General features: G+C 68.2%; 22 protein-coding genes. 19 read left to right on the forward strand and 3 right to left on the reverse strand.

Annotated elements, in window-relative coordinates; genetic code table 11:
- Positions 1-86 precede the first annotated feature (86 nt).
- The 3 genes from ACLD0U_RS04130 to ACLD0U_RS04140 are packed head-to-tail and all read left to right on the forward strand — an operon-like array spanning position 87 to position 3,548.
- On the forward strand, positions 87-1,070 hold the full coding sequence (locus tag ACLD0U_RS04130) for an N-acetylglucosamine kinase (RefSeq protein WP_410339914.1): 984 nt from the start codon (positions 87-89) through the stop codon (positions 1,068-1,070).
- Between the two features lie 38 nt (positions 1,071-1,108).
- Complete coding sequence (gene argS, locus ACLD0U_RS04135; protein ID WP_410339915.1) at positions 1,109-2,776, forward strand: arginine--tRNA ligase; 1,668 nt, start codon at positions 1,109-1,111, stop codon at positions 2,774-2,776.
- 1 nt (position 2,777) lies between these two features.
- Positions 2,778-3,548, forward strand: coding sequence for an LmeA family phospholipid-binding protein (locus tag ACLD0U_RS04140; RefSeq protein WP_410339916.1), 771 nt, complete (start codon positions 2,778-2,780; stop codon positions 3,546-3,548).
- Positions 3,549-3,568: 20 nt separating this feature from the next.
- Here the strand turns inward: ACLD0U_RS04140 and ACLD0U_RS04145 are convergent, their stop codons facing one another.
- Positions 3,569-4,627 (reverse strand): YhjD/YihY/BrkB family envelope integrity protein, encoded by a 1,059-nt coding sequence (locus ACLD0U_RS04145; protein ID WP_410339917.1) that lies wholly within the window; start codon positions 4,625-4,627, stop codon positions 3,569-3,571.
- Positions 4,628-4,781: 154 nt separating this feature from the next.
- Between ACLD0U_RS04145 and lysA the strand changes: the two genes are divergently transcribed.
- The 6 genes from lysA (at position 4,782) to ACLD0U_RS04175 (ending at position 12,435) form a co-directional block, all read left to right on the forward strand.
- Positions 4,782-6,173: a diaminopimelate decarboxylase gene (gene lysA, locus ACLD0U_RS04150; RefSeq protein ID WP_410339918.1), complete on the forward strand. Its 1,392-nt coding sequence runs from the start codon at positions 4,782-4,784 to the stop codon at positions 6,171-6,173.
- A gap of 60 nt (positions 6,174-6,233) precedes the next feature.
- Complete coding sequence (locus tag ACLD0U_RS04155) at positions 6,234-7,550, forward strand: homoserine dehydrogenase (RefSeq protein WP_179411178.1); 1,317 nt, start codon at positions 6,234-6,236, stop codon at positions 7,548-7,550.
- 29 nt (positions 7,551-7,579) lie between these two features.
- Entirely contained in the window at positions 7,580-8,542 is a 963-nt protein-coding gene (thrB, locus tag ACLD0U_RS04160; protein WP_263621662.1) for a homoserine kinase, read from the forward strand.
- 165 nt (positions 8,543-8,707) lie between these two features.
- On the forward strand, positions 8,708-10,879 hold the full coding sequence (gene rho / locus ACLD0U_RS04165; RefSeq protein ID WP_410339919.1) for a transcription termination factor Rho: 2,172 nt from the start codon (positions 8,708-8,710) through the stop codon (positions 10,877-10,879).
- 37 nt (positions 10,880-10,916) lie between these two features.
- Positions 10,917-11,999, forward strand: coding sequence for a peptide chain release factor 1 (prfA, locus tag ACLD0U_RS04170; RefSeq protein ID WP_206550089.1), 1,083 nt, complete (start codon positions 10,917-10,919; stop codon positions 11,997-11,999).
- Between the two features lie 28 nt (positions 12,000-12,027).
- Positions 12,028-12,435 carry a hypothetical protein gene (locus tag ACLD0U_RS04175; protein WP_206823547.1) on the forward strand — a complete coding sequence of 136 codons (408 nt, stop codon included), beginning with the start codon at positions 12,028-12,030 and terminating at the stop codon, positions 12,433-12,435.
- A gap of 52 nt (positions 12,436-12,487) precedes the next feature.
- Here ACLD0U_RS04175 and epsC read toward each other — a convergent pair whose 3' ends face one another.
- A complete protein-coding gene (gene epsC, locus ACLD0U_RS04180) occupies positions 12,488-13,057 on the reverse strand; it encodes a serine O-acetyltransferase EpsC (RefSeq protein ID WP_206820697.1) in 570 nt (189 codons plus the stop codon).
- A 7-nt stretch (positions 13,058-13,064) separates the two neighbouring features.
- Positions 13,065-14,003, reverse strand: coding sequence for a cysteine synthase A (cysK, locus tag ACLD0U_RS04185; protein ID WP_179411173.1), 939 nt, complete (start codon positions 14,001-14,003; stop codon positions 13,065-13,067).
- Positions 14,004-14,106: 103 nt separating this feature from the next.
- Between cysK and prmC the strand changes: the two genes are divergently transcribed.
- The 10 genes from prmC to ACLD0U_RS04235 all read left to right on the forward strand — a co-directional run bounded on the left by prmC (position 14,107) and on the right by ACLD0U_RS04235 (position 22,606).
- Positions 14,107-14,964, forward strand: a complete 858-nt coding sequence (gene prmC, locus ACLD0U_RS04190; protein WP_410339920.1) for a peptide chain release factor N(5)-glutamine methyltransferase — start codon at positions 14,107-14,109, stop codon at positions 14,962-14,964.
- 57 nt (positions 14,965-15,021) lie between these two features.
- Positions 15,022-15,756 (forward strand): L-threonylcarbamoyladenylate synthase, encoded by a 735-nt coding sequence (locus ACLD0U_RS04195; RefSeq protein WP_179411171.1) that lies wholly within the window; start codon positions 15,022-15,024, stop codon positions 15,754-15,756.
- On the forward strand, positions 15,753-16,931 hold the full coding sequence (locus ACLD0U_RS04200; protein WP_410339921.1) for an MraY family glycosyltransferase: 1,179 nt from the start codon (positions 15,753-15,755) through the stop codon (positions 16,929-16,931). Before ACLD0U_RS04195 ends, ACLD0U_RS04200 begins: the two co-directional genes overlap by 4 nt.
- Positions 16,928-17,437 carry a hypothetical protein gene (locus ACLD0U_RS04205; protein WP_179411169.1) on the forward strand — a complete coding sequence of 170 codons (510 nt, stop codon included), beginning with the start codon at positions 16,928-16,930 and terminating at the stop codon, positions 17,435-17,437. The genes ACLD0U_RS04200 and ACLD0U_RS04205 overlap by 4 nt, the downstream gene beginning before the upstream one ends.
- A gap of 134 nt (positions 17,438-17,571) precedes the next feature.
- Positions 17,572-18,363: a F0F1 ATP synthase subunit A gene (atpB, locus tag ACLD0U_RS04210; protein ID WP_179411168.1), complete on the forward strand. Its 792-nt coding sequence runs from the start codon at positions 17,572-17,574 to the stop codon at positions 18,361-18,363.
- 44 nt (positions 18,364-18,407) lie between these two features.
- On the forward strand, positions 18,408-18,644 hold the full coding sequence (atpE, locus tag ACLD0U_RS04215; protein WP_067198640.1) for an ATP synthase F0 subunit C: 237 nt from the start codon (positions 18,408-18,410) through the stop codon (positions 18,642-18,644).
- Between the two features lie 27 nt (positions 18,645-18,671).
- Positions 18,672-19,211 carry a F0F1 ATP synthase subunit B gene (locus ACLD0U_RS04220; RefSeq protein ID WP_179411167.1) on the forward strand — a complete coding sequence of 180 codons (540 nt, stop codon included), beginning with the start codon at positions 18,672-18,674 and terminating at the stop codon, positions 19,209-19,211.
- Positions 19,211-19,999: a F0F1 ATP synthase subunit delta gene (locus ACLD0U_RS04225; RefSeq protein ID WP_206550083.1), complete on the forward strand. Its 789-nt coding sequence runs from the start codon at positions 19,211-19,213 to the stop codon at positions 19,997-19,999. Before ACLD0U_RS04220 ends, ACLD0U_RS04225 begins: the two co-directional genes overlap by 1 nt.
- Positions 20,000-20,049: 50 nt before the next feature.
- Positions 20,050-21,690, forward strand: a complete 1,641-nt coding sequence (atpA, locus tag ACLD0U_RS04230; RefSeq protein WP_179411165.1) for a F0F1 ATP synthase subunit alpha — start codon at positions 20,050-20,052, stop codon at positions 21,688-21,690.
- A 19-nt stretch (positions 21,691-21,709) separates the two neighbouring features.
- Complete coding sequence (locus tag ACLD0U_RS04235) at positions 21,710-22,606, forward strand: F0F1 ATP synthase subunit gamma (protein WP_179411164.1); 897 nt, start codon at positions 21,710-21,712, stop codon at positions 22,604-22,606.
- The last annotated feature ends 3 nt before the right edge of the window (positions 22,607-22,609 follow it).

A 22,609-nucleotide genomic window follows, 5' to 3' on the forward strand; every position in this document is an offset into this window, starting at 1 on the left:
TGGCCCGGCTCGTCGTCGATCCGGATCCCTGTAGGAATGAAAACTATTCTCAGGCGACGAAAACGTCAAACAGGACAAGATCACAAATGAATCACGAACCGCTCCTCATCGGCCTCGACGCCGGGGGGACTTCCACCCGTGCGCTGCTTACAGACGCCTCCGGCAACTGCCTCGGATACGGCGTCGGCGGGCGCGGCAACCCCATTTCAGCCGGACCCGCGCTCGCCGCCGACGGCGTGCTGGCGGCCATCGATGCCGCGCTCGCGCCTACGGCACGCACACTCGCCGACGTGACGGTCGTGGTGGCGGCGATGGCGGGTATGCGTGCCGCCGGAGGTGACGCGTGGCTGAAGGACCGGCTCATCGAACGGGGATTCAGCGGCGTGCTCTCGTTCGAAGCCGATCTGCTCGCGGCGTACTTCAGCGGAACAGCATCGACGTTCGGCTACGCCCTCGTCTCGGGCACAGGAGCCTGCGTGATCCGCGTGCAGGATGGGCGGATAGACGGAGCAGCCGACGGTCTGGGCTGGCTGCTGGGTGATCGGGGCAGCGGCTTCTGGATCGGCCAGGCCATCGCCAGGGCCGTCGTGCAGGACCTGGACGGCACGGGGCCCCGCACCCGCCTGACCGAGCACCTGCTCGCCCGTCACGGGCTTGCGCGCACAACCACCCGCCACAATGGCCGGTCGCCGGAGCTGGAGCAGATCATCGGCGTGCTGTACTCGCATCCGCCGATCGATCTCGCCGGCCTCGCACCGCTCGCGTTCGATGACCCCGACGACGTCGCGCTCGGCATCCTGACCGCCGCGGGCGAGAGCCTCGCCGACACACTCGCCGCCGTGCTCACCGACCCCGGCCCCCTCGTGATCGGCGGGAGTGTCCTGGCACAGCCCGGACCGTTGCGAAACGCATTCCTCGCGCGGCTGGGAGACCGCGCTGAGCAGGTGCAGATGCGCTCGGTGAGCGACGGCGCCGTGGGCGCGGCCATGCTCGCGGTGCGGGCCGGTGGCGGTCGGCCGGATGAGGACATGCTCACGCGTCTGACCGACACCCTCACTGCATTCCGCTGATCCTCGCAGGCTGCGGCGAGCCATAGAATAGAGCGGATATGAGTCCAGAATCCCTCTCCGCCGCAGTCCTCGCCGTCCTCGTCCCGATCGCGGCCGCGCGACGACCCGACGAAGAGCTGGAGCTCACGGCATCCGACATCGTCCTTGACCGCCCCCGCAACCGCGACCACGGCGACTGGGCGACCAACATCGCCATGCGGCTGGCGAAGGGACTCGGCGCGAACCCCCGCGAACTCGCGCAGCAGATCGCCGACCGGCTGGTCGAGACCGATGGCATCGCCTCGGTCGACGTCGCGGGGCCGGGATTCATCAACATCCGGCTCGAGGCCGGTGCCGCCGGCGCACTCGCCAAGACCATCGTCGACGCGGGCGCGGCATACGGAACCAATGATTCCCAGTCGGGCGTCTCGGTGAACGTCGAGTTCGTCTCGGCCAATCCGACCGGGCCGCTGCACATCGCGCACACACGGTGGGCCGCGCTGGGTGACTCGATCGTGCGACTGCTGCTCGCCAGTGGTGCGCGCGCCGTGCGGGAGTACTACATCAACGACGCCGGCGCCCAGATGGAGCGCTTCGGCCAGTCGGTGCTGGCCGCAGCCAAGGGCGAGCCGACCCCCGAGGGCGGATACCCGGGGGAGTACATCGCAGACCTGGCCCGTCGAGTGCTCGACGCGCATCCGGGGTTGCTGGAGCTGCCCGCCGACGAACAGCTCGTCGTCGCGCGCGACCAGGCGTACACCTACCAGTTGGCCGAGATCCAGCACTCGCTCGAGCGCTTCAACGTGCCCTTCGACGTCTGGTTCTCGGAGCGCACACTGCACGCGGCTGCCGAGGACGGCGGCCCCAGCCTGATCGAGCGCGCGATCGACCGCCTGCGCGAGCAGGGGCACGTCTTCGACGAGGACGGCGCGGTGTGGGTGCGCACCACCGACTTCACGGATGACAAGGATCGCGTCATCCGGCGCTCGAACGGCGAGTACACCTACTTCGCCGCCGACGCCGCTTACTACCTGAACAAGGGCGACCGAGACTTCGAGAACAAGATCTACCTGCTCGGCGCCGACCACCACGGCTACGTCAACCGGCTCAAGGCCGTTGCGGGCGCTGCGGGCGAGGACCCCGACAAGAACATCGAGGTGCTCATCGGTCAGATGGTGTCGATCGGGGGAGCGCGGCTCAGCAAGCGTGCCGGCAACATCATCGAGATGGACGACCTGCTCGATTGGCTCGGGGCGGATGCCCTGCGCTACTCGCTGGAGCGCTCGCCGGCCGACTCGCCGCTCGACCTCGACCCCGAGCTGCTGCAGAAGCGCACCAATGACAACCCGGTCTTCTACGTGCAGTACGCGCACGCGCGCACGCACAACGTCGCCCGCAACGCCGCCGACTCCGGCGTCGACCGGTCCGATTTCGCGCCCGAGCTGCTGACGCATGAGACCGAGAGCGCGCTGCTGGGCGCCCTCCAGGAGTTCCCGCGCATCGTGGCGTTCGCCGCTGAGGTGCGCGAACCGCACCGTGTGGCCCGCTACCTCGAAGAACTCGCCGGTCTGTACCACCGCTGGTACGACAACTGCCGTGTGATCCCGAAGGGCGACGACCCGCTCGAGACGGTGCACCGCACGCGGCTGTGGTTGAACGATGCCACCGGCCAGGTGCTGCGCAACGGACTGGAGCTGCTCGGCGTCTCGGCGCCCGAGCGGATGTGACATGACAGACACGGCCGCGGTCGGACGGTCGCGACGGCGTGCCCGGTGGCCGTGGGTCGTGCTCGTCGTCGTGACGCTGCTCGCCGTGTTCGTGGTCGCCGCAGAGGTGATCGCCCGCGCGGTCGTCCCGGCGACCGTACGGGGACTGGTGATCGACGCGCTCGACCTGCCGGCCGATCAGCAACTCGATGTCGAGACGCAGGGCGTGCTGCTGCCGCAGCTGCTCGGCGGCACGCTCGATGAACTGCGCCTGTCATCCGATCAGGTCACGATCGGCGGTGTCACCGGCGCGGCCCAGGTGACAGCGACGCAGGTTCCGCTACGTGGTGGTGCGCTCGCTGGCGCCGAGGGCACGGTCATTATCGACCAGTCGCAGTTCGCCGGCCTGCTCGAACGCGTCGAGTTGCCGATCACCGAGATCACCCTCGACGAGCCCGACGTGACCGTTCACGGTGGCATCTCCGTGCTCGGCGCCGAGATCCCGCTGGCGCTGACCATGACGCCGGGCGCCGATGACGGCGATCTGATGCTCACGCCGATCGCCGTCGAGGTGGCCGGTGCCGAGGTCGACCTGCAGCGGCTGGCCGGCATGTTCGGCGACATCGGTGCGGCCCTGGCGGGACCGCAACGAGTGTGCATCGCGGATCAGCTGCCGACCGGGATCACGCTGACCGGTCTGCGCATCGACGGCACGGGCATCGTGGCCGAGATCTCGGCGGACGGTCGGATCGCCGTCGACGAGGCGCTTCTCGAACCAGGCGTCTGCCCGTAGCCACGCAGCGCCGTCGAGGCTCAGTCCTTGTCGCGTTCCTCGGCGACCGCGCGTTGTGCCGCGCGCAGCGCGACCGTGGCAGTCCGCACGTTCTGCTCGGCGCCGTACAACGCTGCCTCGGCGAACGTCTCGGCACCGAACCTGCTGGCGACGCGGTCGTGCTCCTCGCGCACCGATACGGTGATGAACGCGCTCGCCAACAGAATCACCTGCGTCGACAGGTTCAGCCACAGCAAGAGCGCCAGTAGCGACGCGAACGAGGTCAGCAGTGGGTTCGCACGAGCCCCGCCGACGAACAGCCCCGAAAGCTCCTGCAGCACGAGCAGCGCGATGGCGCCGAGCAACGCGCCGCTCCACAGTGCCCGCGCTGATGCGCGCACCCCGGAGAGGATGCGGAACGCCGCGGCGACGAGCACCGCATTCAGCGAGAGCACGACCAGCAGGGACAGCACCCGGGTCGTCCAGAACGCGACCGCCGAGCCGTCCGGCACGCCCAGCACATCCGACGCCGTACCGACCAGCACACCGCTGGAGAAGGTCAGCGCCGCAGCGCCGGCGAACGAGAGGCCGATCAACGCGGCCAGCAGCAGGTTGCGCAGCACCACCAGGTACCAGGCGACATCCGCCGACACGGTACCGGTCACGGTGCGGATGGCGGTGCGCAACGAGCTGATCGCGCCCAGTGCCGAGCCGATCAGGCCGGCCAGCGAGATGGCGCCGGCGAGCGAGAGCCCTGTCGGGGCGCGAATCGTGTCGGGGTCGACGATGCCCGCGCCGCCGGCGGTCGTGAGCAGGCCGGGGATCGCCGCATCCACGGCACCGACGACGGCCTCCCACGCCGCGTCGTCCTGGGTGAGCCAGAGCGCGGCGAGCGAGAAGCCCAGCAGCACCCCGGCGAACACGCTGAACAGGGCGCGGTAGGTCACCGCGTCGGCGAGAACCGGGCCTCTGCTGCCGGTGTAGAGCAGTGCTGCGCGGACGAGACGCTGACGCAGCAACCATCGCACCAGCAGATACCGCGCCCGCGCCACCTTGTTGATGCCTGCGGGGCGGGAATCGGTGCCCGTCGAGCTGTCCATCGTCTTCACACTAGACGCCGTGGTCGCGGAACAGGTGCGTCACCCGCCGTGATCTGCGCGGGACGGGCACGTGGGGTGCTTTAGAATCGGGGGCATCCTCGCCGTGCGAACCGCGCGAGGAGCCCACGACCCCCTCGCGATAGATCGGTGCTCTGTGCATTCCACCTCCGCCTCACCCGCCCCCGAGTGGCTCGTCACTCCCGATGACGCCAACGACCTCGCCAGGGCGGTGTGGCCGGCATCGGCGCACCGCACCGAGAACGGCGAGTTTGTGATCGGCGGCGTCCCCGCGAGCGACCTGGTGCGTGAGCACGGCACGCCCCTGCAGGTGCTCGACGAGGGCGAGGTGCGGCGTCGAGCCGCCGCCCTGCGCGACGCATTCGATGCGGCTACTGCCGCGCACGGCACCTCCGCGCGCATCTACTACGCGGGCAAGGCGCTGCTGAACACGACGATCGTGCGGTGGATGCTCGATGAGGGCCTGAATGTCGACGTGTGCACGGGGGGCGAGCTCGAGGTCGCGCTCCGCGCGGGGGCGGATGCTGCGCGTCTGGGCTTCCACGGGAACAACAAATCCGTCGCCGAACTGGAACGGGCCGTCGAGGCCGGCGTCGGCACGATCATCATCGACAGCACGGTCGAGATCGAGCGGCTCGGCCGCGTCGTCGCCGACCGCGGTGCCGAGCAGCGCGTGATGCTGCGCGTCAACAGCGGCGTGCACGCCGAGACTCACGACTTCCTGGCCACGGCGCACGAGGATCAGAAGTTCGGCTTCCCGCTCGTCGACGCCCCCGAGGCCGTCGCCCTCATCCGGCGAACACCGGGCCTGATCTTCGCGGGTCTGCACTGCCACATCGGTTCGCAGATCTTCGGCGTCGCCGGGTTCCGCGAGTCGGCCGAGCGCGTGCTCGCGCTGCACGAACAGCTCCTGACCGGCGGGGACGTGCCGCAGCTGAATCTCGGCGGAGGTTTCGGCATCGCCTACACGCGCGTCGACGACCCGGTGCCGATCACCGAACTCGCCGAGGGGATCGTCGCCGCGGTCGCCGAGACGTGCGAACGCCGCGGCATCGCGGTGCCCGCGCTGTCGTTCGAGCCGGGCCGAGCGATCGTCGGAAACGCGGGAGTCACTCTCTACGAAGTCGGCACGATCAAGGACGTCACACTCGATCAGGGCATCCGACGCTACGTCAGCGTGGACGGCGGCATGAGCGACAACGCCCGACCAGCGCTGTACGGCGCGCAGTACTCCGCGAGGCTCGCATCTCGCGTGAGTGAAGCGGCGCCCGCACTGGTACGGGTGGTCGGCAAGCACTGCGAATCCGGAGACATCGTCGTCGACCACGAGTATCTGCCCGGCGACGTCGCACCGGGCGATCTGCTCGCCGTCGCGGCCACCGGCGCCTACTGCGCGCCGCTGTCGAGCAACTACAACCACGTCACCCGGCCGCCGATCGTGGCCGTGCGCGACGGCGCCGCGCATGTGATCGTGCGTGGCGAGAGCATGGCAGACCTGCTGGCGCGCGACGCCGGCATCACCCCGTGAGCGGACGTCCGCGGCGACCGCGCCCGACGACCAACACATCCGATGTGCTGAGGAGCCCAGATGACTGACTATCGCCGACTTCGCGTTGCCCTGCTGGGTGCCGGTGCCGTGGGATCGCAGGTGGCGTCCCTGTTGCTGCGTCACGGTGACGAGCTCGCCGACCGCGCCGAGGCGCGGCTTGAGCTGGTCGGCATCGCCGTGCGCGATGTCGACGCGCCGCGCGACGTCGACCTGCCGCGTGAACTCTTCACGACAGATGCCGAGGCGCTGATCACCGGTGCTGACATCGTCATCGAGCTGATGGGCGGCATCGAGCCGGCGCGTTCGAACATTCTGCTGGGGCTGGGCTCCGGCGCCGACGTGGTCACCGCCAACAAGGCGCTGCTGGCCACACACGGGCCCGAGATCTACGAGGCGGCGGATCGGGTCGGGGCTTCGGTGTACTACGAGGCCGCCGCCGCCGGGGCCATCCCGATCATCCGTCCGCTACGCGATTCGCTGGCGGGGGACCGCGTCGTGCGGATCATGGGCATCGTCAACGGCACCACCAACTACATCCTCGACCGGATGGACTCCGAGGGCGCCGACTTCGCCGACGTGCTCGCGGACGCACAGCGACTGGGGTACGCCGAGGCCGACCCGACCGCCGATGTCGAGGGGCATGACGCCGCGCAGAAGGCAGCGATCCTGGCATCCCTCGCCTTCCACACTGCTGTGCCGCTCGACGCCGTGCACTGTGAGGGCATCACCGGCGTCACGGCGGCCATGATCGAAGAGGCGCGCGCCGCCGGCTTCGTCATCAAGCTGCTCGCCGTCTGCGAACGACTCAGCGGCGAGGACACCGAGTCGATCTCGGTGCGCGTCTACCCGGCACTCGTTCCGCGCACGCACCCGCTTGCTTCGGTGCACGGTGCGAACAACGCCGTGTTCGTCGAGGCCGAGGCTGCCGGATCGCTGATGTTCTACGGCGCCGGCGCCGGTGGCGTGCAGACCGCCTCCGCCGTGCTCGGCGATGTCGTCTCGGCCGCGCGCCGGCACATCGCCGGTGGCACGGGTGTGGGCGAGTCGACCAGGGCGAACCTGCCGGTCGTTCCGATCGGCCATGTCTGGACTCGCTACCAGATCACTCTCGAGGTCGCCGATGAGCCCGGTGTGCTTGCCACGATCGCCGGTCTGCTCAGCGAAGGCGGCGTCTCGGTCGCGACCCTGGTGCAGACCGTTGTCGCCGGTGAGGACGGCGCTGAGGGCACCACTGCCCGCCTCATCATCGGCACGCACCGTGCTGCCGACAGCGCCCTGAGCGCCGCGGTCGAGCGCCTCACCGCGAGCGACGTCGTCGAGCGCGTCGTCTCGGTGCTGCGCGTCGAGGGGGAGTGAGAGTGGGCGTCTCGGTCGTCCCCGCCGACCTGGAACCCGTGGTCTCTATCGCCCCGGCGGTCGACGGCGCGGTGCGCACGGTGACGGTGACCGTACCGGCGACGAGCGCGAACCTCGGACCTGGGTTCGACACGCTCGGACTGGCACTGAGCATCTACGACACGCTCACCGTGTCGGCTTTCGACGATGCTCGGCTCGAGATCGACGTGCATGGTTCAGGCGCCGAGGAGATCCCGCGGGATGCGAGCAACCTCGTGGTGCGCGCGATCGCGCACGTATACGCGGATGCCGGTCGCACGATGCCGGGCCTGCGTATCCACGCCGAGAACGGTGTGCCGCACGGCCGGGGGCTCGGCTCGTCCGGTGCCGCGGTGGCGGCGGGCGTGCTGATCGCCAAGGGCCTGCTGGCCGGCGACGTCGATCTCGATGACGACGCGCTGTTGCGATTGGCCACGGAGCTCGAAGGGCACCCCGACAACGTCGCGCCCGCACTGTTCGGCGGCCTCACGATCGCCTGGACGGGCGACAGCGGGCCGCAGCACAAGAAGCTGCTGGTGCACCGCGGTGTGGCACCGGTCGTCTTCGTGCCCGGTTTCACGATGTCGACCTCGCTCGCCCGATCGCTGCAACCGCCGCAGGTATCGCGTGAGGACGCGGTGTTCAACGTGTCGCGCTCGGCCCTGCTCGTGGCGGCTCTCATGCAGAGTCCGGAGCTTCTGCTCGACGCCACGGCCGACCGTCTGCATCAGGACTATCGCGGTCCCGCCATGCCCGAGACCTTGCGCCTGGTGCAGGCGCTGCGTGCGGCGGGTTTCGCCGCGGTCGTCTCGGGCGCCGGCCCCAGCGTGCTGGTGCTCGCCGACGGCCCGGGCGCGCGCGCCAGAGCTGTCGAGGTCGCCGACGAGATGACCGACACTCCCTGGGATGCGCACATGCTGGCCGTCGACGTGCGTGGTGGTACAGTTAGGGATCGAGCGGAGGGCTCCACGTAACTTCGTGAATCTCGCCCCATCGCGCATCTGCGAAATCCGCACGCAAACCCTGGAATCATCCTGATACCGGCTGGCAGACGCTCTGCGTCGGCGCGTGTGATGCGCGCGGCTGTTGCCGTGCGCTGACCGGATTGCTCATTTCCCACGACATATGAGGGAGTACTCGTGGAGAACTTCTCCGAGACCCAGAACGACACTCCGGCCGCTGAGACGGCCGCCCCCGCCGCTGAGGCGGCACCGGCACGCAAGCGCACCCCGCGCCGTGCGACCACCGCCTCAGCCGCCGCCGCTGCTGCAACGGCCGAGCCGGCGAACGAGGCGAAGCCCGCCGAGGCGCCCGCCGCTGAGCAGACGGCGTCCGACGTGCCCGCCGAGCCCAAGGCCAAGGCGCCGCGGCGCACGCGGGCGAAGAAGGCCGACGCCGAGACGCTCGACCTTCCGGCCGCCGACGCACCCGCGGTGGAAGCGACGGCTACCGAGGCACCCGCCGACGCTGCTCCGGCCAAGCCGGCGCGTAAGCGCCCGTCGCGGGCCAAGACTGCGGCGGCGACGGCCGACGACTCCGCGGCATCCGATTCCGCGGCATCCGACGCGCCCAAGGCGGAGCAGACGGGCGACGCGGCAGCGACCGACGCCGCCGCGGAGGCACCCGCCAAGCGCCCCGCACGCGGTCGTCGCAACGCGAAGACCGCAGATAAGCCGGCCGACGAGACGGCGACGGATGCCGCAGGCGAGAGCACCGCGGCGCAGACCGCCGAGCGCGCCTCGGACGACGCCGAGCAGGAGAGCGGCGCCAAGGAGACGGAAGCAGACTCCCCGCGCGGCAACCAGCGTTCCAAGGGCGGCGCGAGCAAGAACACGTCCAAGGGCGACGCCAAGAACAACGAGCCCAAGAACGACGCCAAGGGCAATGAGGTGGACAGCGCCGAGTCCTCGGACGCCGACTCGTCGGACGGCGAGGGCAGTGGCCGCAGCCGTAGCCGTAGCCGCAGCCGCAGCCGCGGACGCGGAGGCGCCACGCAGAGCGGCAACGGACACGGCGGCGCGAACGCCGACAACTCCGACGACGAGCAGTCCTCGGGACGCACCCGCCAGCGCAACAAGCGCCGCGGCGGCGGCAACGCGGCAGGCGACGAGTTCGAGACCGAGATCGGCGAGGACGACGTCCTCATCCCGATCGCGGGCATCCTCGACGTGCTCGACAACTATGCGTTCGTGCGCACCACCGGCTACCTCGCCGGACCCAGCGACGTGTACGTGTCGCTCGGCCAGGTCAAGAAGTACAACCTGCGCAAGGGCGACGCGATCGTCGGCGCCATCAAGCAGCCGCGTGAGGGCGAGCAGCAGGGGCGCCAGAAGTACAACGCGCTGGTCAAGGTCGACTCGGTCAACGGTCTGTCAACCGACGATGCCGAGACCCGCGTGGAGTTCGGCGACCTGACCCCGCTCTACCCGCAGGAGCGCCTGCGACTGGAGACGGCGCCCGAGAAGCTCACCCAGCGCATCATCGATCTGGTGGCGCCGATCGGCAAGGGGCAGCGCGGTCTGATCGTCGCGCCGCCGAAGGCCGGCAAGACCATCGTGCTGCAGCAGATCGCGAATGCGATCGCGCAGAACAACCCCGAGGTGCACCTGATGGTCGTGCTCGTCGACGAGCGCCCCGAAGAGGTCACCGACATGCAGCGCACCGTGAAGGGCGAGGTCATCGCCTCGACCTTCGACCGCCCTGCCGAAGACCACACCACGGTCGCCGAACTCGCCATCGAGCGCGCAAAGCGCCTGGTCGAGCTCGGCCGCGACGTGGTCGTGCTGCTCGACTCGATCACGCGCCTCGGTCGTGCCTACAACATCGCGGCACCGGCCTCGGGCCGTGTGCTCACCGGTGGTGTCGACGCCTCGGCGCTCTACCCGCCCAAGCGCTTCTTCGGCGCCGCGCGCAACATCGAGAACGGTGGATCGCTGACCATCCTCGCCACCGCTCTGGTCGAGACCGGCTCGAAGATGGACGAGGTGATCTTCGAGGAGTTCAAGGGCACCGGCAACAGCGAGCTGCGTCTGTCTCGTGCGCTGGCCGACAAGCGGATCTTCCCCGCCGTCGACGTCAACGCCTCGAGCACGCGCCGCGAAGAGATGCTGCTCTCGCCCGACGAGGTCAAGATCACGTGGAAGCTGCGTCGCGCCCTGGCGGGCCTCGACCCGCAGCAGGCACTGGAGGTCGTCCTCGGCAAGCTGAAGGAAACCGGCTCGAACGTCGAGTTCCTGTTCCAGATGCAGAAGTCGATCCCGGCACCGACGTCGACCGGTTCGTCGCACGCGCACGAGAACAGCATCCGCTGATCCGGCCGCGGAGCTGATCGAGCAACGGAACAGAGACGTGTTCGAATCCGTCCACGCCCTCATCGAGGAACACCGCCGGGTGCAGGAGGAGCTCTCCGACCCGGCGGTGCACGCCGACGCCGCCCGCGCCAAGCGGGTCAATCGTCGCTACGCCGAACTCAACCGCATCGTCGCTGCGCACGAGGCCTGGTTGTCGGCATCCGAGGATCTTGACGCGGCCCGCGAGCTCGCCCGCGAGGACGATGCGTTCGCCGAAGAGGTCCCGGCCCTCGAAGAGGGGCTTCGTGTGGCGCAGGAGAAGCTGCGCCGTCTGCTCATTCCACGAGATCCCGACGACGCCCGTGACGTGATCATGGAGATCAAGGCGGGGGAGGGCGGCGCCGAATCGGCGCTTTTCGCGGCGGACCTGCTGCGCATGTACATCCAGTACGCGGCGCACCGGGGCTGGAAGACCGAACTGCTCGAGCGCAACGAGTCTGATCTGGGCGGATACAAGGACGTCCAGGTGGCGATCAAGGGGTCCTCGACCGATCCGTCGCAGGGCGTCTGGGCGCATCTGAAGTATGAGGGCGGCGTGCACCGCGTGCAGCGCGTGCCGGCCACCGAATCGCAGGGACGCATCCACACCTCGACCACCGGCGTGCTGGTGTTCCCCGAGGTCGATGAGCCCGAAGAGATCCAGATCGATCCGAACGACCTCAAGATCGACGTCTACCGCTCCTCGGGGCCCGGCGGGCAGTCGGTGAACACCACCGACTCCGCCGTGCGCATCACCCACGTGCCCACTGGGATCGTCGTGTCCATGCAGAACGAGAAGTCGCAGCTGCAGAACCGCGAAGCCGGCATGCGGGTGCTGCGTGCCCGCCTGCTCGCCAAGCAGCAGGAAGAGCTCGACGCGGCAGCATCCGATGCCCGCCGCTCGCAGATCCGCGGGATGGACCGTTCCGAGCGGATCCGCACCTACAACTTCCCCGAGAACCGCATCGCGGATCACCGCACCGGCTACAAGGCCTACAACCTGGATCAGGTCATGGACGGCGCGCTCGATCCGATCATCGAGTCGGCGATCCACGCCGATGAAGAGGCCCGGCTCGCCGCGCTCGGCGGCGACGCCGCGTAACCCGACCGCGGAGCGCTATGCTCAGCGGGTGATCACTCTTCTGATTCGGGGCGTGCTGTTCGTCGCCTCCGCCGCGCTCGGTCTGATCGTCGCCGACCTGCTTCTGCCTGACTTCACCATCGTGTGGAGCCGGTGGTGGGGCTTCGTGCTGTGCGTTGTGATCTTCGCGGTGCTGCAGAGCATCCTGAGCCCTTGGGTCGTGAAGATCGCCCGTCGCCATGCGCCGACTCTGCTGGGTGGAGTCGGGATCTTCTCGACGCTCATCGCCCTGATCGTGGTCGTGCTGCTGCCGATCGACGGGCTGCACATCAGCGGAATCGTGGCGTGGACGCTCAGCGCGGTGATCATCTGGGCTGTGACGGCGCTGGCCACGCTACTTCTGCCGATGCTGTTCCTGCGCAAGACGGTGCAGAAGGCGAAGAACTCGGACGAATGATCCGCTCTGTGCCGGGGCGTGCCCCGACACAGCGACCTCAGACGCAGAGACGTCAGATCGTGTAGTCCGGCGCCGTCAGCACGGCCCGGCTGGGTTGCTCCGGCTTGCGGGGGCGCGGCTTCGCCGGGACTCCGACCAGAACGCTGTCCGCTGGGGAGTCCTTCGTCACCACGGCGTTCGCGCCGATCGTGCAGCGCGCGCCGACCGTGATCGCACCGAGCACCTTGGCGCCGGCGCCGACTGCCACGCCGTCCTCGAGCGTCGGGTGACGCTTGCCGTGCGACGGACCGCGGCCGCCGAGGGTGACGCCGTGGTACAGCATCACGTCATCGCCGATCTCGGCGGTCTCGCCGATGACGACGCCCATGCCGTGATCGATGAAGAACCGTCGGCCGATACGCGCGGCGGGGTGGATCTCGATCCCGGTGAACCACCTGGTCACCTGTGAGCCCATGCGCGCCGGGAACCGCAGGCCTCGGCGCCACAGGCGATGCCACACCCGATGCGCCCAGATGGCATGCAGTCCGGGGTACAGCAGAGCCACCTCGACCCCGCTGCGAGCAGCGGGGTCGCGGTGACGGGCGGCCGCGATGTCCTCGCGGATCCGTGAGATCGTGCTCACCTGTCGGTCACGCCTCGCGCAGGTCTTCGAACAGTGCCGTCGAGATATAGCGCTCCCCGGTATCGGGGGCGACGACGACGATGGTCTTGCCGGCGTTCTCGGGACGCGCGGCGACCTTCAGCGCCTGTGCGACCGCGGCGCCGCTGGAGATGCCGACCAGCATGCCCTCCTTCGCGGCGAGATCGCGTGCTGTGCTCAGCGCCTCCTCGAACCCGGCGGTGATGACCTCGTCGATCACATCGCGGTCGAGTACAGCCGGAACGAAGTTCGGGCCGATGCCCTGGATCTTGTGCGGACCGGGGCGGCCCTCGGTCAGCACGGGGGAGTCGGTCGGCTCGACAGCGATGATCCGCACGTCGGGCTTGGCGGCCTTGAGTGCCTGTCCGACACCGGTCACTGTTCCGCCGGTGCCGACGCCGGCGATGAAGACGTCGACGTCGCCGTCGGTGTCGCGCAGGATCTCCTGCGCCGTGGTCTCGCGGTGGATGCGAGGGTTCGCGGCGTTCTCGAACTGGCGAGCCCAGATCGCACCCGGCGTGCTGTCGATGATCTCCTTGACGGCCTCGATCGCACCGCTCATGCCCTTGGTCGGGTCGCTCAGCACGAGCTCGGCGCCGAACGCCTTGAGCAGAACGCGGCGCTCCTTCGACATCGACGCGGGCATCGTGAGGATGACCCGGTAGCCGCGCGCCGCGCCGACCATCGCCAGTGCGATGCCGGTGTTTCCGCTGGTGGCCTCGACGATGGTTCCACCGGGCCGCAGGTCACCGGACTCCTCGGCGGCGTTGATGATCGCGATGCCGATGCGATCCTTCACGCTCGACGCGGGGTTGTACGACTCGAGCTTGACGAGTACGGTCGCGTCCAGCCCCTCGGTCAGCCGGTTCAAGCGCACCAGCGGGGTGTTGCCGAATGCAGTCGTGATGTCGGAGTGGATGCCGGTCATGTTCGGGCCTTTCGTTGCCGGATGCAGCGTGCACAAGCCTACGGCGCGCAGGTGTCGGAGGCACGAATATGACCGATCGCGCGTAACGAAATACGCTGAGTGGATGCCCGATTCCCTTGCCGCATTCCTTCGTGCCGCCGCTCAGCGCCTCGCCGAGGCCGGAGTGCCGGATCCGTCGGTGGACGCCGAACTGCTGACCGGTCACGTCCTCGGGCAGAGCCGGGGCGGTGTGCAGGCCGCCGCACTGCGCGGTGATGCGATCTCGTCGGAGGCCGCCGAGGCCGTCTCACAGTTGGTGTCCCGCCGTGCCGATCGTGAGCCCCTGCAGCACCTCACGGGACTCGCCGCCTTCCGCAACCTGGAACTGGCTGTCGGTCCGGGGGTGTTCGTACCGCGTCCCGAGACCGAAACCGTCGTGCAGTACGCGATCGACGCACTCCTGGAGAACGCCTCGGACTCGCCGCTGGCGATCGACCTGGGCACGGGCAGTGGTGCGATCGCGCTGGCCATGGCGACAGAGGTTCCCCATGCCAGGGTGTTCGCCGTCGAGCGTTCGGAGCAGGCGTACGCGTGGGCGAAGCGCAACGTCACGGGTGTCGAGAACCTCACGCTGGTGCATGGCGACCTCGCAACGGCGTTCGACGAGTTGAGCGGGCGCGTCGACGTCGTGATCTCCAACCCGCCCTACGTCCCGGACGAGGCGGTTCCTCGTGACCCGGAGGTGCGGCTCCACGACCCGGCGGCGGCTCTGTACGGCGGGTCCGATGGGCTCGATGTGGTGCGCATCATCAGCCGACGCGCGGCAGACCTGCTGCACGCGGGAGGACTGCTCGTGCTCGAGCACGGTGAGCTCCAGGGCGAGGCGATCCGTGGCATCCTCACCGCGGACGGATGGCGCGCTGCGGCGACGCACGAGGATCTGACCCGACGCGATCGGGTCACCACCGCGCTGCGCGGCTGAGCGCGACCGGGCCTTGTCGGGGGCGTCCACCGGCGACCACCGTAGAATGGGCACGCCATGTCAACTGTCTTCGATTGCCGCGACGATTCCGAGATCCTCGCCGGCATGCGCCACGCGCGCCAGGCCATCGCCCGCGGTGAGCTGGTCGTGCTGCCCACCGACACCGTCTACGGCCTCGCGGCCGATGCCTTTGCGCCGGCCGCTGTGCAGCGACTGCTGGACGCGAAGGGGCGCGGGCGCGATATGCCGCCGCCCGTGCTGGTCGCCGGACGCGACGTGCTCACCGCATTGGTCGAGACGGTTCCCGAGCCCGTCACGAGGCTCGTGGATGCCTTCTGGCCCGGCGGGTTGACGATCGTACTGCCCGCTCAGCCGTCGTTGACGTGGGACCTCGGTGAGACGCAGGGCACGGTCGCGGTGCGGATGCCCGATCACCGCATCGCTCTGGAACTGCTCGCCGAGACCGGGCCGCTGGCTGTCTCGAGCGCGAACCTCACCGGCCGCTCCGCTGCCGTGATCGCCTCGGACGCCCAGGAGATGCTCGGTGAGAGCGTCGCCGTGTACCTCGAGTACGGCTACAGCGATGACGGCGTCCCGTCCACGATCATCGACGCGACCTCGCTTGTCGGCGCGACTGAGGACGAGACCCCGAGCGTGCGCATCCTGCGGGAGGGCGCGATCAGCAGGGAGCAACTGGCCGAGGTGCTCGGCGATCTGCTCGAGCCTGAGGAGCAGCCCGGCGACGTCATGCCGGCCGACGCCGTCGACCAGGGTCCGGTCGACGAAGAGTGAAGCAGTATCTGTTCACGATCATCCTGACGGCGTCGATCACCTTCGCGCTGTCATGGGTGGTCTGGCGGTTGAGCCTGAAGTTCAAGCTCTACCCCGGCATCCGTGAACGGGATGTGCACAAGACCCCCACGCCGCGGCTGGGGGGTGTGGCGATGTTCTTCGGGATCGCTTCGGCGATCCTGATCTCGGCCGCCAACCCCTTCTTCGAGCGGATGTGGATCCCGCCGCAGACGCTCTGGTCTATCCTGGCCGCGACGGTGCTGATCGCCGTCATCGGCGTCGTGGACGACCTGGTCGATCTCGACTGGATGATCAAGCTCGCGGCGCAGTTCCTGGCCGCAGGGATCATCACCGTCGGTGGTGGTCTGCAGATCCTCACGTTGCCGGTCGGTGACATGATCCTCGTCTCCAGCTGGGTGAGCATCTCGATCACGATGTTCGCGATCGTCGTCGTGATGAACGCCGTGAACTTCATCGACGGTCTCGACGGCTTGGTCGCCGGCGTATGCCTCATCGCCAATGGCATCTTCTTCGTGTACGCGTACATCCTCACGCGTGATTCCGGCGCGACGACGTACTTCAACCTGGCGACGTTCCTGGCCGCCGTGCTGATCGGTGCGTGCTTGGGATTCCTCCCGCTGAACTGGAGCCCCGCAAAGCTGTTCATGGGCGACTCGGGCGCGCTCGTGCTCGGCCTGCTCATGGCGACATCCGCGATCGCGCTCACCGGACAGGGCGACGTCAACGCGTTCGACCCGGAGCAGTTCGGACGCTCCCAGCTGCTCGGTGCGTTCATCCCGATCGTGCTGCCATTGGTGATCGTCATGCTGCCCCTGCTCGATTTCGGACTGGCCGTCTTCCGGCGCATGCGCGCCGGGAAGTCCCCTTTCTCGCCCGACCGCAAGCACCTCCACCACCGGATGCTCGATCTCGGCCACCGCGATCGGGATGCGGTCCTGATCTTCTACGCCTGGACGGCCGTGATCTCGCTGTCGGTGCTGCTGATGTACATCGCCACCCGCCAGGACTGGCCCGGGGGATACCTGATGGGTATCGCCTTCGGCGTGGTGGGCAGTGCCGCCTGCCTGGTCGTCACCCTGTTGCCCTCCGGGCGCCACCGCAAGCCCGGCCGCGAGCCCGCACCTGCCTCTCCCGAACCCTTGGAGCCCCGATGACCCCGAGCCCTGTCTCAAGCAATCCGATCCTGCGCCGCACCCTGATCTGGTCGGCCATCTCCGCCCTGGTGCTCGGTCTTGTCGCCGGGGGCATCGGCTTCGCCGTGGCCGGCGTCAACGGCCTGTGGAGCGGCCTGCTCGGCGTGGTGCTCGCCGTGCTGTTCCTCGGCATCACCGCCGGTAGCATCCTGTTCGCCAACCGCTGGTTCGGCGACCCGATCTACGTACAGCTGTTCTTCGCGATCGTGCTGGGCGGCTGGCTGCTCAAGCTCGGCATCTTCTTGGTCGTGATGATGCTGCTCAGCAGCCAGGACTGGGTCGTTCCGCTGGTGTTCTTCCTATCGATCGTGGCGGGCGTCGCGATGTCGCTCATCGTCGACGTCATCGTCCTCACGCGGATGCGGCTGCCGAACGTCAGCGACATCACCCTGCCGACCACGAATCCCGAGGATGAGCCCGCCGATCAGGCCGGTGAGACCCCGCCGGCGGCATCGGACGGGAAATGAGTCTGGTAGTGTTCTACAGGTGCCCGCCGCTCGTCCCGCGAGCGCTTGCGCCGTGATGCACACCGTCCCTCGTCGCCCCGGTTCTGACCGGTGACCCGAAGCTGGAGCCCGCGCTGTTGAACCTCGCTGCGACCATGACCCTTCGTCCTATTGCCGGTGACGGTGAATTCCACGGTCCTTCGATGGACGAGTTCTTCCCCGAGACGCTGTTCCAGGTCTTCGGCGTGATCGACGTCAACCGGATCCACCTGATCCAGTTGCTCTCGGTCACCGCCGTGGTTCTGCTGCTGTGGCTCGGCACCCGCCGCATGAAGGTCGTCCCCGGCCGTTTCCAGAGCCTCGTCGAGATGGGCCTCGGCTTCGTCCGCGGCAGCATCGCCCACGACCTGCTCGGCCGCAAGGACGGCGATCGCTTCCTGCCGATCCTGACCACGATGTTCTTCATGATCCTCTTCATGAACATCACCGGGATCATTCCGTTCCTGAACATGCCGGGTACCGCGATCATCGCCGTCCCGCTCACGCTGGCGATCATCAGCTACGTGACGTTCATCTACGCCGGCATGAAGAAGAGCCCGCTCGGGTTCTGGAAGAACTCGCTGTTCCCGTCGGGCGTGCCGTGGCCGGTGTACATCATCGTCACGCCGCTGGAGTTCATCTCGACCTTCATCATCCGCCCCGTCACGCTGACGCTGCGTCTGATGATGAACCTGGTCGTCGGTCACATGATTCTGGTGCTGTGCTTCGCTGCCACCCAGTTCTTCTTCTTCACTGCGGGTGGCGGCTGGGCCCTGCTCGGTGTCGGAACGCTTGCCTTCGGCGGCGCGTTCACCGTCTTCGAGCTGCTCGTCGTCGTCCTGCAGTCCTACGTCTTCACCGTCCTCACCGCGATCTACATCCAGCTCGCGGTCGCAGAAGAGCACTGATCTGAGCAGCTTCCCGCTGTTCGAAACCGAAAGGAAACACCCCCGTGGACGCAACTACGGTTCTCGCTGACATCAACGGTCACCTCGCAGCTGTCGGCTACGGCCTCGCAGCGATCGGTCCGGCCATCGGTGTGGGCATCGTCGTCGGCAAGACGATCGAGGGCGTCGCCCGTCAGCCCGAGCTGGCCGGTCGCCTGCAGGTCCTCATGTGGATCGGTATCGCCTTCACCGAGGCGCTTGCATTCGTCGGCATCGCCGTCGGATTCATCCCCTTCCCGTAATCCGCACCGAGTTCTGAAGGAGACAGGATGCTGAACGCTCTTGTCACGAACCTCGCCGCGGAGACAGCGCCTAACCCGCTGATTCCCGCGTGGTACGACATCATCTGGTCGGGGCTGTGGTTCGTCATCATCCTCGTCGTCGTGTGGAAGGTCGCCCTTCCGCGACTGAACGCGATGCTCGACGAGCGCTCGGCCGCCATCGAAGGCAACATCGCCAAGGCCGACGAGGCCCAGAAGCAGGCCGAGGAGGCGCTGGAGGAGTACACCCGCCAGCTCGCCGAGGCGCGCACTGAGGCCGGCGAGATCCGCGAGGCCGCCCGTGAGGACGGCAAGAAGATCGTGACCGAGGCGAAGGACGCCGCCACTGCCGAGGCGAACCGCATCACCGCGGCCGCTCACACGCAGATCGAGGCCGAGCGCCAGGCGGCGTTCGTCTCGCTCCGCAGCGAGGTCGGCACGCTGGCGATCGACCTGGCAGGCAACGTCGTGGGCGAGACCCTCGCCGACGACACGCGTGCGACGGCCGTCGTGGACCGCTTCCTGGCCGACCTCGAGAAGGCGAAGTAATGGGCAGCGCGACCACTCAGGCACTCGCGGCATCGACGGACGCCCTTGCCGCAGCGTCGGCCCTGACTCTCGATAGCGCGGCCGAGCTGTTCGCAGCAGCCCGCGCCATCGGGGACTCGGGTCAGCTGAGCGGCGCGCTGGCCGACCCTTCGGCTCCCGCCGAGGCGCGCACGGCCCTGGTCGACGGCGTGTTCGCCGGGGCTTCGGCTCCGGTGCGCGCGCTGCTGACCGCCGTGGCGGCACAGCGCTGGTCATCGGCATCCGATCTCGTCGACGGTGTCGAGGAGCTCGCGATCCGCGCAGCGGCGATCGCCTCGACCGGCGTCGACGTCTCCGGTGAGCTGTTCGGCTTCTCGCGCGTCGTCGCGGCAAACCCCGAGCTCGAGCTCGCACTCGGCAGCCGGCTCGGCGACGCCGACGCGAAGGGCGCGCTCGTCGAGCGCGTTCTCGGTGCGTCGGCAGCGCCTGCCACGGTGTTGATCGTGTCATCGCTCGTGCGCCGGCCCCGTGAGCGTCGCGTACGCCAGCTGCTGAGCCGTGCGATCCGCATCGTATCGGCACAGGACGGCCGCACCGTCGCCACGGTCTACACCGCAGCACCGCTCAACGCCGCACAGGAGACCCGTCTCCGTGATGCGCTCGCAGGTCGTTATGGCGGGGAGATCTCCATCAACCAGGTGATCGACTCCACGGTTGTCGGAGGTCTGCGTGTGCAGATCGCCGATGACGTCATCGACGGCAGCATCTCCGCCCGACTCGCCGATCTTCGCCAGAAGCTCGCGAGCTGAACTACTCGCCGCGGGGAACCGCGCACACCCAGACACATAAAGGGAAGACAATGGCAGAACTATCGATCAGCCCCGACGTCATCCGTGACGCGCTGAAGAACTTCGCCGACGCCTACGAGCCCACCGGGGCCGCGGCGACCGAGGTCGGCACCGTCATCGACGCGGCCGATGGCATCGCGCACGTCGAAGGACTGCCGGGCGTCATGGCCAACGAGCTCGTCACCTTCGCCGATGGCACCAAGGGCCTCGCGCTGAACCTCGACGAGCACGAGATCGGCGTCGTCGTGCTCGGTGACTTCACCGGCATCGAAGCGGGTCAGGAAGTCACCCGCACCGGAGAGGTCCTCTCCGTTCCTGTCGGCGACAACTACCTCGGCCGCGTGGTCGACCCGCTCGGCAACCCGATCGACGGCCTGGGCGCCATCGAGTCCGAGGGTGTCCGCGAGCTGGAGCTGCAGGCGCCCGGCGTCATGCAGCGTAAGTCGGTGCACGAGCCGATGCAGACCGGTATCAAGGCGATCGACGCCATGATCCCCGTCGGCCGTGGCCAGCGCCAGCTGATCATCGGTGACCGCCAGACCGGTAAGACGGCGATCGCGATCGACACGATCATCAACCAGAAGGCCAACTGGGAGTCGGGCGACGTCAACAAGCAGGTGCGCTGCATCTACGTCGCCATCGGTCAGAAGGGCTCGACCATCGCCTCCGTGAAGGGCGCGCTGGAAGAGGCCGGTGCCCTGGAGTACACCACGATCGTGGCCGCTCCCGCATCCGACCCCGCCGGCTTCAAGTACCTGGCGCCCTACACGGGTTCTGCCATCGGCCAGCACTGGATGTACGGCGGCAAGCACGTCCTGATCATCTTCGATGACCTGTCGAAGCAGGCTGAGGCTTACCGCGCCGTGTCGCTTCTGCTGCGCCGCCCGCCGGGCCGCGAGGCTTACCCGGGTGACGTCTTCTACCTGCACTCCCGTCTGCTGGAGCGTTGCGCCAAGCTGTCCGACGAGCTCGGTGCCGGCTCGATGACGGGTCTGCCCATCATCGAGACCAAGGCCAACGACGTCTCGGCGTACATCCCGACCAACGTGATCTCGATCACCGACGGCCAGATCTTCCTGCAGTCCGACCTGTTCAACGCCAACCAGCGCCCCGCAGTCGACGTGGGTATCTCGGTTTCGCGAGTCGGTGGTGACGCACAGGTCAAGTCGATCAAGAAGGTCTCCGGAACACTGAAGCTCGAGCTGGCTCAGTACCGCTCGCTCGAGGCGTTCGCGATGTTCGCATCCGACCTCGACGCGGCCTCGCGTCGTCAGCTGTCGCGCGGTGCCCGTCTGACCGAGCTGCTCAAGCAGCCGCAGTACTCGCCGTACCCCGTCGAGGAGCAGGTCGTCTCGATCTGGGCCGGAACGAACGGCAAGCTCGACACCATCGAGGTCGAAGATGTGCTGCGCTTCGAGCGCGACCTGCTCGACTACCTGCGTCGCAACACCAGCATCCTCGACACGCTGCGCGAGACGAACGTCCTCGACGACGCAACGGTTGCTGAGCTGGACAAGCAGACGGACGCCTTCATCCTGGAGTTCCAGGGTGGCAAGGGGCACGCGATCGGCGCTCCCGGCCACGAGGAGCACGCCGCCGCGGACGCGGAGGACGTCAACCAGGAGAAGATCGTCAAGGGTCGTCGCGCGTAATCGCGTGAGGTACTGATTCATGGGCGCTCAACTCAGGGTCTACAAGCAGAAGATCTCTTCTGCTCAGACGACCAAGAAGATCACGAAGGCGATGGAACTCATCGCGGCTTCGCGCATCCAGAAGGCGATGGCACGCGTCAAGGCGTCCACCCCCTTCGCGCGGGCCGTGACGAGGGCCGTCTCAGCCGTCGCGACGCACTCGAACGTCGATCACCCGCTCACCCGCGAGCCCGAGAACATCCGCCGCTCCGCGGTGGTCATCTTCTCGTCGGACCGCGGTCTCGCCGGAGCCTTCAACTCGCAGATCCTCCGTGAGGGTCTCGAAGTTGCCGAGCTCCTGCGCGAGCAGGGCAAGGAGCCGGTGTTCTACCTGGTCGGCCGCAAGGCCGTCGGGTACTTCCAGTTCCGCCGCATCGCATCGGCTGCCGAGTGGACCGGCGACACCGACACGCCGTCGTTCCACACCGCCGAGGAGATCTCTCAGACTCTGCTGGATGCCTTCTCCCGCGGGGGAGAGGCAGGCGGTGTCGACGAGATCACCCTCGTGTACAACCGTTTCGTCAGCATGATGACGCAGACGCCTGAGAACGTGCGTCTGTTGCCTCTGGAGATCGCGGAGTCCGACGAGTCGGAGGCGGGTAAGACCGTCTACCCGCTCTACGAGTTCGAACCGGACGCCGAGACCGTGCTGGATGCGATCCTGCCGGTCTACATCCAGAGCCGCGTGTTCAACGCCCTGCTGCAGTCGTCCGCGGCCAAGCAGGCGGCGACGCAGAAGGCGATGAAGTCGGCCAGCGACAACGCCGACAAGCTGATCACCGACTACACCCGCCTGCGCAACAACGCGCGCCAGGCCGAGATCACCCAGCAGATCGCCGAGATCGTCGGTGGCGCCGACGCTCTGGCTTCGAGCTGACAG

It is taken from the genome of Microbacterium sp. 2216-1, from assembly GCF_046507855.1.
Lineage (GTDB): Bacteria > Actinomycetota > Actinomycetes > Actinomycetales > Microbacteriaceae > Microbacterium > Microbacterium esteraromaticum_C.

Coding starts and splice junctions, on each gene's coding strand:
- ACLD0U_RS04155 (WP_179411178.1), top strand. CDS start 6,234: ATGACTGACTATCGCCGACTTCGCGTTGCCCTGCTGGGTGCCGGTGCC.
- atpB (WP_179411168.1), top strand. CDS start 17,572: ATGACCCTTCGTCCTATTGCCGGTGACGGTGAATTCCACGGTCCTTCG.
- cysK (WP_179411173.1), bottom strand. CDS start 14,003: ATGACCGGCATCCACTCCGACATCACGACTGCATTCGGCAACACCCCG.
- argS (WP_410339915.1), top strand. CDS start 1,109: ATGAGTCCAGAATCCCTCTCCGCCGCAGTCCTCGCCGTCCTCGTCCCG.
- atpA (WP_179411165.1), top strand. CDS start 20,050: ATGGCAGAACTATCGATCAGCCCCGACGTCATCCGTGACGCGCTGAAG.
- ACLD0U_RS04195 (WP_179411171.1), top strand. CDS start 15,022: ATGTCAACTGTCTTCGATTGCCGCGACGATTCCGAGATCCTCGCCGGC.
- ACLD0U_RS04145 (WP_410339917.1), bottom strand. CDS start 4,627: ATGGACAGCTCGACGGGCACCGATTCCCGCCCCGCAGGCATCAACAAG.
- ACLD0U_RS04140 (WP_410339916.1), top strand. CDS start 2,778: ATGACAGACACGGCCGCGGTCGGACGGTCGCGACGGCGTGCCCGGTGG.
- ACLD0U_RS04235 (WP_179411164.1), top strand. CDS start 21,710: ATGGGCGCTCAACTCAGGGTCTACAAGCAGAAGATCTCTTCTGCTCAG.
- ACLD0U_RS04225 (WP_206550083.1), top strand. CDS start 19,211: ATGGGCAGCGCGACCACTCAGGCACTCGCGGCATCGACGGACGCCCTT.
- ACLD0U_RS04205 (WP_179411169.1), top strand. CDS start 16,928: ATGACCCCGAGCCCTGTCTCAAGCAATCCGATCCTGCGCCGCACCCTG.
- prmC (WP_410339920.1), top strand. CDS start 14,107: ATGCCCGATTCCCTTGCCGCATTCCTTCGTGCCGCCGCTCAGCGCCTC.
- ACLD0U_RS04220 (WP_179411167.1), top strand. CDS start 18,672: ATGCTGAACGCTCTTGTCACGAACCTCGCCGCGGAGACAGCGCCTAAC.
- ACLD0U_RS04130 (WP_410339914.1), top strand. CDS start 87: ATGAATCACGAACCGCTCCTCATCGGCCTCGACGCCGGGGGGACTTCC.